This is a genomic window from Vibrio sp. 1-1(7) (assembly GCF_013048485.1).
Lineage (GTDB): Bacteria > Pseudomonadota > Gammaproteobacteria > Enterobacterales > Vibrionaceae > Vibrio > Vibrio fujianensis.
Genome location: NZ_VHSP01000029.1, coordinates 1 through 894, shown reverse-complemented (window position 1 = coordinate 894; position 894 = coordinate 1). Strand labels below are relative to the sequence as shown.

At 39.9% G+C, this 894-nt stretch carries 1 protein-coding gene; it reads right to left on the bottom strand.

Annotation, left to right across the window (positions count from 1 at the left end; all coding sequences use genetic code 11):
• Positions 1-79: 79 nt before the first annotated feature.
• Positions 80-856 carry an Abi-alpha family protein gene (locus FKN05_RS16495; protein ID WP_124009249.1) on the bottom strand — a complete coding sequence of 259 codons (777 nt, stop codon included), beginning with the start codon at positions 854-856 and terminating at the stop codon, positions 80-82.
• Positions 857-894 lie beyond the last annotated feature (38 nt).

Sequence of the window (894 nt, the reverse complement as noted above, 5' to 3'; positions counted from 1 at the left end):
TTGGCTATACTTGAGCGAAGCGAAACTGCCAAGCGTTGCGAATCACTCTTAAATGCTTTGTTATACAAACACTTAACCGCTACCACCCATGCTCAAACTCTTCATTTCTTTGACTAATTGTGTGATTCTTCTGAATATACTGACGTAAACCTACACTTTCACCAGTTGTTTTTATAAACAGCCTATAGCCCACTTGAGTCAATGATAGTTCAACGGAGTACGACCAGTCAGGTGCAAAGAAGTCATCAAAGTCGTAGTCACTGAACACTTCTTTTGCCGTTGAAGTGTAAGAGTCTATATCTGGGTAATTTTCGAAGTTGATTACGCCTAATGCGGATAGATGAGTTAGACATTCATCAAGATCATCTTGATCAGATATACCACAAGACTCTTTGAGCATATCTATCGTTGGAAATATCGCATTTGTTTCGGGTAAAGCCGTTGACGAGTTAATTGACCACTTTGTGCTTCTGGCTATGAAATCAAATAACCTAGCTTCGGTTGAAGACATTTTAGATAGAAGGTCTACATAAATCATATTCTGATCACTTCGGTCATCAAAACAAGAAGCTGACAACAAACCAGCCCACATCTCTTGGAGGTTATCTGATTCTGACCACGAGCCTTCTTCATAGATCTTGTACAATAATCTAGGATTGATCGTAGGCTCTATTCTGGAGTTTTTATTAACTTTGACTTCAGCCTTTGAAGCTATTGATTCAAAATTTTTATTGCGATACGCCCGAACTTTGTCTTGTAGCAAAAGTCCGATCTCATCTGCAGCAGGGTTACAAATTCTACCGAGGAACTCAACAACCCCTTTTGCCAATACCGCTGTAGCTTTATCTGAACTCATTTTGTCCCTCGTTTGTATAACGCCGCATTAAGGGGCAG